Origin of the sequence: uncultured Clostridium sp., assembly GCF_934754915.1 — a bacterium.
Classification (GTDB): Bacteria; Bacillota; Clostridia; order Clostridiales; family Clostridiaceae; genus Clostridium.
Window position 1 is genome coordinate 1 of record NZ_CAKVKB010000142.1, and the last position, 7,913, is coordinate 7,913.

At 26.7% G+C, this 7,913-nt stretch carries 6 protein-coding genes; 2 read left to right on the plus strand and 4 right to left on the minus strand.

What is annotated here, in order from left to right; all coding sequences use genetic code 11:
• The first annotated feature begins 178 nt into the window (after positions 1–178).
• Positions 179–607 carry an N-acetyltransferase gene (locus Q0F58_RS15565; protein WP_294378564.1) on the plus strand — a complete coding sequence of 143 codons (429 nt, stop codon included), beginning with the start codon at positions 179–181 and terminating at the stop codon, positions 605–607.
• A gap of 705 nt (positions 608–1,312) precedes the next feature.
• On the opposite strand, the gene Q0F58_RS15570 is transcribed toward Q0F58_RS15565, so the two are convergent.
• Both Q0F58_RS15570 and Q0F58_RS15575 read right to left on the minus strand, forming a co-directional pair.
• The gene (locus Q0F58_RS15570; RefSeq protein WP_294378566.1) at positions 1,313–1,834 is read right to left on the minus strand and encodes an ECF transporter S component; all 522 of its coding nucleotides are present in this window, start codon (positions 1,832–1,834) and stop codon (positions 1,313–1,315) included.
• A gap of 264 nt (positions 1,835–2,098) precedes the next feature.
• On the minus strand, positions 2,099–2,467 hold the full coding sequence (locus Q0F58_RS15575) for a helix-turn-helix domain-containing protein (protein ID WP_294378568.1): 369 nt from the start codon (positions 2,465–2,467) through the stop codon (positions 2,099–2,101).
• 669 nt (positions 2,468–3,136) lie between these two features.
• Here Q0F58_RS15575 and Q0F58_RS15580 point away from each other — a divergent pair.
• Positions 3,137–4,651, plus strand: a complete 1,515-nt coding sequence (locus Q0F58_RS15580; protein ID WP_294378570.1) for a hypothetical protein — start codon at positions 3,137–3,139, stop codon at positions 4,649–4,651.
• A 348-nt stretch (positions 4,652–4,999) separates the two neighbouring features.
• Here Q0F58_RS15580 and Q0F58_RS15585 read toward each other — a convergent pair whose 3' ends face one another.
• Both Q0F58_RS15585 and Q0F58_RS15590 read right to left on the minus strand, forming a co-directional pair.
• Positions 5,000–5,860, minus strand: a complete 861-nt coding sequence (locus Q0F58_RS15585) for a DegV family protein (protein WP_294378572.1) — start codon at positions 5,858–5,860, stop codon at positions 5,000–5,002.
• Positions 5,861–6,285: 425 nt separating this feature from the next.
• Positions 6,286–7,755: a methyl-accepting chemotaxis protein gene (locus tag Q0F58_RS15590; protein WP_294378574.1), complete on the minus strand. Its 1,470-nt coding sequence runs from the start codon at positions 7,753–7,755 to the stop codon at positions 6,286–6,288.
• Positions 7,756–7,913: the final 158 nt, after the last annotated feature.

Consider the following 7,913-nt stretch of genomic DNA (forward strand, 5'->3'; position numbering starts at 1 on the left):
ATTATATGCAGAATGAACGTAGTAAATCAAAATGTTCTTTGAAAATTGAATAATGTGCAGTGCTTATAAAATATGTTATACTTAATAAGAAAAAGATGTTTACATTAACAGAAAGGGTGAACTTGATGGATGTATTCGACTCTTATTTTTAATATTTTAAAAAATTGAGGAGAAGAGTATGATTAAAAATTTCGACTTAAGTAAATTAGATGCAGTAATGAAAATTTGGATTGATACAAATGTGGATGCTCATAATTTTATACAAAAGGAATACTGGATTAATAATTATGAGTTAGTTAAACAAATGTTACCAGCAGCTGATATTTATATATATGAAGAAAATAATGTTATAAAGGCTTTTATAGGGGTTATTGATGGAAATTATATAGCAGGACTTTTCGTAAAAAAAGAATATCAAGGAGAAGGGATAGGTAAGAAATTAATAGATTATTGTAAGTCTAAATATTTGCATCTCAAATTAGATGTGTTTATAAAAAATAAAAATGCAGTGAATTTTTATTACAAAAACGGTTTTAAGGTTTTGGATGAACATTTTAGTGAAGAAACAAAGGAAATTGAATATACTATGTTTTTTGATAATGAATAATTTAGATATAGTAAAATATTAAATTAAGAAAATACCGCATTATTCACAAGAATTTGCGGTATTTTTTCTGCGCAATTCTTAAAAATTGTTAATTACAACATATATCTTTTTTTCGAACAAATTTTAATAAAAAAAGAAACCAGTAAGTGCAGTTGGCAAGTACATTTACTGATTTCTATAGGGGTTTTGAAGATTATAAGGGATTATCTTTGGTTTTAATATAATATCATCATTATAAAACTTTTTCTTTTGTTCTTACTTATTTCGTTTCTAAATCTATAATCATCTTTTGCTTGTATTTATAATAACATATTTTCTTCTTAATTTCTACATTTTTTTATTTTTTTCTCATTTTTTTATTCGACAAATTAGAATTATATGTATTTTTATGTTTTTTCTCATAAAACAGCTCTAATAATATATTTAACAATGCAGAATTGAGAATTTACTATGTTTCTGTTATTTTCAAAAGTTATCCATAGATTATCCAAAATATAATTTCTTATATAAAAATAAAATCTTTTCATGATTTCTTTGATTTTCAATATGCTCACATTTTGTAAGCGTTTAATAAAATGCTACAAAAAGAGAATTGTCTCATAAAATATCTAAAGTTTTATTGTATTTACTACTTTAAATAGAAATAATAAGTACAATAGAATTTATTTTTATGAAACAATTCTCTATCTTAATCTTTTCTTATTTTTAACATTCTCTCAACTTTTTAATAATTCCTGATTCTTTAAGTAAAGAAACCAATACTGCTGCAAGCACAACACTACTTACTGTCTGTAATATAAGTGCTGGAAGTTCTGCTAATGCTACTGCTGCCCCAAATAACGGAAATTTAACTAATGTATAGCATACAATTTGTACAATTCCACCAGCTACTGCTCCTACAATCCATCCAAATCTCCATTTGTCAAGAATTCTTTCTGTAATTATACCCATTGCTAATGCCATTAAAGCTTTTATAGCAAATGTAGGAATTACCCATATCATGTATCCTCCAAGATAATCAGCAAGTGCTGCTCCAATTCCTCCAGCCAAAGCACCCTTTTTGGATCCTAATATTAATACTGAAAGGAAAATCATACAATCTCCCAAATGAGTATAACCATTAATTGATGGTACTTTTATCAAAAATGTTGCCAAATATACCATTGCAATCATGACGGCCATTTTTACCATCGTTTTTGTTTTACTGCTTCTTACTTCTGTTTCCATGTTTTCTGCCCCCTATTTGTGTTATTAAAACAAGATTTACTTATTCCTGTTATCTCATGGAACAAAGAATAGCATCATTTTCCACATCAGTCCAATGTACCCATACAATTTTAACGTTTTATTACAGAAATTCATAAATTCCCTATATAAAAATTCTGCTTTACAATCTATGTGTTTCTGTCCTTTTACACTGTTATTCATAAATTGTCCAAAAATATGAAAAAAATTTATTAAAAATAACATGTAAAGAATAAAATTTAATTATTATTTTTGTCTATATTTATCTATTGAAAGAATATCAGACATATATTTAAGAACATTTCTTCTTCCAGTTTCATTTAATTTCAAAAATACATTATGAAGATCTACTATATCTGCATGTTCTTCATCTTTTTGTTTTTGCGAAAGAAGATATTCTCCATCCCATCCCATAAGTTCATAAGGTTTTATTTCAAGAGCATCTGCCAATAATTGAAATTTTCCAATTGGAACATTTTTTATTAATCCACTTTCATACTTTTCAAGTGTACCTTTAGAAATACCCGTCCTCTCAGAAAGGTCTTTATATGATAAATTTAATTCTTTTCGTCTTTTTTTAACCCTTTGCATTATATTCCACATTTTTTCACTCATAATAATCCCTCCATATACATATATGAATATTATACAGTAAAAATATGGAATAACAAACAATAATATAATAAAAAACAGCATACGTACATTGTGTAAATACGTATGCTCATAAAATAATAGGTTTTTGAAATTGTTAGGAAATTATCTTTTGTTTTTTATTATTGAATTTTATTTCATCACTTTTACACCTAAACTAGTTTTAAAATAAATATTTTATAGGGGATTAAATATTTATCTTAGGAGTAAAATTCATCCTTATGGGGGGGATTAGTGACTTACTTTTTGTGAATATCATATTAGCCATCTTTTGTTCACATCTATAATAACACATTTTTTATTCATTTTCTACATTTTTTTATATTTTTTTATATTTTTTTCTGTTTTTTCACATTAAATTCAAAACAGGTATATTTTATGGCACATTTCATCGCATCATATATGTTTTAATTTATAGTCAAGATTTAAATCCTTATAAGATTTCTTTGACATTTTTTATTTATCAGACAAATTAAAATATATTTTTAATCTTGTAATAAATATATATCGTTAATAAAACTAAAACTTCATAATCATTGTCAATTGAAATATATACGCTCATTTTCACTTTTTTTATCTCCTTTGCATATAATGACTTATACAATATCCATAATACAAAGAGGTGATAAATTTATGCTTACCTACAAAAAAATAATAGAAGTAAATGGATTTGATAAATATAATATTAAAAATGCCAGACAAAACAGTTATGCTTGGTCAATGGTTGAATTTGAAGATTATATATATGTTGGTACATCGAGAAATATGTTTTCATCAATGGCCAATTCCTTTTCAAATATAGGTATTCCTCCCTCATTAAAAACAGGTACTGATAATAATGCTGAAATATGGAGATATAAAAAAGATGGAACATGTTCTTCTTGGGAAAGAGTCTTTAAAACTGCTCCAGCTGATAAGTCTTATGGTTTTAGAATTATGACTGTCCATAAAAGTAAAAATAAAAAAGCAATTTATGCTGCAACTATGGGTGAAAAAGTATCTATGTTTAAAAGCATTGATGGAGTGCACTGGCTGAAACTATGCACTCCAGATTTATCTGGAACAAGTTCAAGAGCTATGGTATCTTTTAATGGCCAATTATATATTTCAACCCTCAAAAACGGATTAGGCGGAAATGCTCCTTCCTTATATTCCAGTCCTGATCCACAATATGAACCATTTAAACCTGTAATTTCTTCTGATGATAAATATAATGCTCTTTTCAATAAAAATAAAAATCCACATAACGGAATTGATGATATGTGTGTTTTTAATGACAGACTTTATCTTGGTGTTAATTCTGATAATGGGTGTGAAATCTGGCGTTCTGATAACCAAAAACCTGGAATGAATGACTGGACATTAATTTCTGATAAAGGTTTTGGCGATAAGACTAATAAAAATATAATGTCATTTGGAATATTTAAAAATCATCTTTATGCAGCTGTATCAAAAGCTCTTCCTTTATCATTATATGCACCTTTAGGTTTTGATTTAATAAGAATTGATAAAAATGATAATTGGCAGATTGTTGTAGGCAGTGATCCTCTAGCTGCTACACTTCCATCAACTGGAAAAAGAAACAAGAGCATTTCTGGATTTAAGTCTGGATTTAATAATTTTTTCAATGTTTATGGATGGCAGATCAAAGAATTTAAAGACACCCTCGTTATAACAACATTTAATGATTCTACAAATATAGAAACAATATATGAAGGATTCTTATACAATAAAGAAAATTATATAAAAAAAATAGGTCCTGATAATTATAGAAAAATCACAGAATCATATTCAAAAATCCTATTTCTTATGAAACAATATAATTACACTAAAGGTTTTCAAATTTATCAATCTCATGATGGCACTAATTTCAGCCCTTCAATTTTAAACGGCCTTAATAATCCTAATAACTATGGTGGAAGAACTCTTATAGTTTCTTCTGAAAACAATATGTTTTTAGGCACAGCAAATCCTTATGAAGGATGTGAAATATGGAAAGTGTCAAATGAGAACTTCAGCTGCTGTTCAAACCATACAATAAATTCATATTTTAAAAATTTATCCAATCTCAATAAAGACCTTATATGTATATATCCTATTCTTATGGAAGGTATTCAAAGTTTGTTTTCATCTTTTTATAATAACTGATATATATTCTTATTGATAATGAATAACTAATACATGTTCTTATTGACAATAAAGAATAAAACTGCCGCACCAAAATCAGATCATACCATATATAGCATCAAGTAATTTGATTCACATACTGTATATAGTAACTAATTTTTCAATGCGACAGTTCTTTTAATTGTGGATATTTCATAATTATAATTTTACATTATTTAACTCAACATATAGTGCCTATCTTTATTGAAAATATACTATATGTTGAGTTGAACTTTGTATTTATGCTAATATGAAAAATCCTCAATTATCATATAATTTCATTATTGCAGCATGTATATATGTTACAATAATAAAACTACATTAATATGTTTATTCTATAACTTCTGCACATCCAACGCCTAAAGATTCAGGTCCTATATGGCAGCTTACACTTAATGATAATGGATATAATTCTATTTCATATCCTGGAAATTCTTCTTCAAGTTCAGCCTTCCATAATTCTCCCAGTTCTCTATTGCTTGTATATGCTGCATATACTTTTACTTTTGAAAGATTTGAAAATCTATTTTTTATATCATCATGTATTGCTGTCTTCATGACTCTTCTAGCCTGTTTCATGCCTCTTACTTTCTTAAATGAATCAAGCTTTTTCCCTTGGATTTCTAAAACTGGCTTTATATTAAGCACTTTTGCTATAGATGCTACAGCAGGTGTTATCCTTCCGCCTCTTTTTAAATAATCCAAATCATCAGGAGTAACATATATACTTGATTCGTATTGTCTATCTTCCAGTATCTTTTTTATTTCTGCACCACTTTTCCCGGCATTAGCTAAATTAACAGCATCTCTTACAGATTGAAGTTGTGTCACAGAAATTCTCCTATTATTTACAACATGAACTTTTCCTTCATAATCTTCACTCAACATTTGTGCAGTTTCACAGCTTCCACTAAGTGAACTTGACATAGGAATATATACAATTTCATCTTTTTCTTTTAAAAGTTCTTCCCATATCTTTATCACTTCCCCTGGTGCAGGCTGAGAAGTATGAACTTCTGCATGATCAGCTAAATGTTTATAAAATTCATCTGCATTTAATGTGATTCCTTCATAATAAAGTTCACCATTTATGTAAAAAGGCATTGGGACAATAGTCACGCCTAAGCTTTCAGCTTGTTCTTTTGTCATTCCGCTATTTGTATCTGTTAAAATTGCAATATTGTTATTCATAAAATTTCCTCACTTAATAATTTATTCTGTGTGTATTGTTAATTACTATTCTGTGCCATTACATATTGTAGCACATATTTTAATTTTAATCTTCATTATTTTAACGTTGTTTTGGCAATTCCTGCTTTAAAGTATTTCAAAAATAAATTAATATTCTTTTGTTACAAATACATTTTCCCATTGAACTATTATAATATAACCTGAAGATTATTTCTATATATGTTGCAATATTAAAATTTATCTTATGAATGAAAAACATTAAATAAATCTTGCAAAAATTTCATCCTTAATTGTAAATTATATTATATATTGTTAATTCCAATATATCTTTTAGAAATGAAATAAAGTTTTCCTATAAGGCTATTATTGCCACTTGGAAAACTTTATTAAAAATAATTTCTAGCTTATTATTAACATAATTTTATTTAATCATCTAACTTCAATTTTTCTGCTAAAAGATAAATTCCTTTCATCAGATTTTCAAAATCATTTACTATTTCAACTGATTTTTCGCTGTCTTTTAATACAGTCTGAGAAGATGCTGCAACTTCTTCACTTGTAGCAGATAAAGTAGATATATGATCTAATATTGTTGCATTCGAATTATTGATTTCATGAACCATATTTTTAGTGTTTATAATAGAATCGTTCAATCCACTTGTTACTGCATCAACATCTCCTAATTTAGATAAAACACTACTTACCATTTCATTTTGTTTTTCACTAGATGCTGCTGAATTATTCACATTTGAATATACATTTTCTATATCTTCTATTAAATCATTTATTATTGTTGATATTTTATTTGTAGCTTTACCTGTCTCTTCAGATAATTTTCTGATTTCTTCTGCAACCACTGAAAATCCTTTTCCTAATTCTCCAGCTCTTGAAGCTTCTATAGATGCATTTAAAGCAAGAAGATTTGTATTTTCAGAAATCTCTGTAATGTCTTTAGTTATATCTTTAACTTCTTCAATATTCTTTGATAAAACATTTATTGAATCGATAGAAGACATATTTGCGTTTTTAACTACTACAGTATTTTCACTTAAATGTGAGAAAGTTTTTAGGCTTTCTTTAATCAAAGAATAAGTAGTGTCAGATGCATCAGCTATTTTTAAAGCTTCTTTTTCAGTATTTTCAATATTATTCTTTATATTAAAAGTCATCTGACTTTGTTTTTCAATTGTTTCTGCTGTATCTTCAGTACTCTGTGCAATATTGTTCATTGAATAATTGTTAGCTTCAATTATATTCTTCAAATCTTTTATCATCTTTTCAGATTTATCAAAATCCTTTACCAATTCTTCTGAAATTCCTATAAGTTTAGCTGCTGTTTCTGCATGCTTATTTGCATTATCAGTTATTTTCTGAATATTTTCATTGTTAAATTGAGCTAATAAACCTGTTATTTTAATACTTGCATAAGAAATCATTATAATGATACTCATTTGAATGAAGCATTCACTAAGTAAAGCATCATCCTTAAAATTAGACTCTAACAGAAATTTGGCATTGTGAATCACACTTATTAAGATAACTGACAATGATACAATCAAAGTAAGTTTTTTATCTGAGTATAACATTGATAAAGCTAATATTAAAAATAAATATATAACAGTAAAATAATTATGATTTAATGTAAGAGTAACAAAAAGTGAAAAAATCGAAGAAGCAAATGCCCCTTTTACAAAAGCAATTGAATTTCCCCTTTTAAAATAGAAAAAAATAAGCAAAATCCAAGCTAATAAAAAAACTGTCAGTTGTATAACATAAGATAATCGGGCCCCTGCCTCTAATATTTGTCCTATCATCGTCATAAGAAGATATGTATGGAAAATAAATAAAATAATAAATAATACCTTGTTTAATCTAGAAAATTGATTTTCTGTCATGAATTTTCCCCCTCTAATTTACACAAAATCTTACATTAAATTATATACTTTTTAACATAAGGTGTAAATACTTGTATCTTTACCCTTATTTCTTTTATATTAATACTATTAATTGGAATCGCAAATTACTTTTTTATTCAATAAATATTATTAATTGA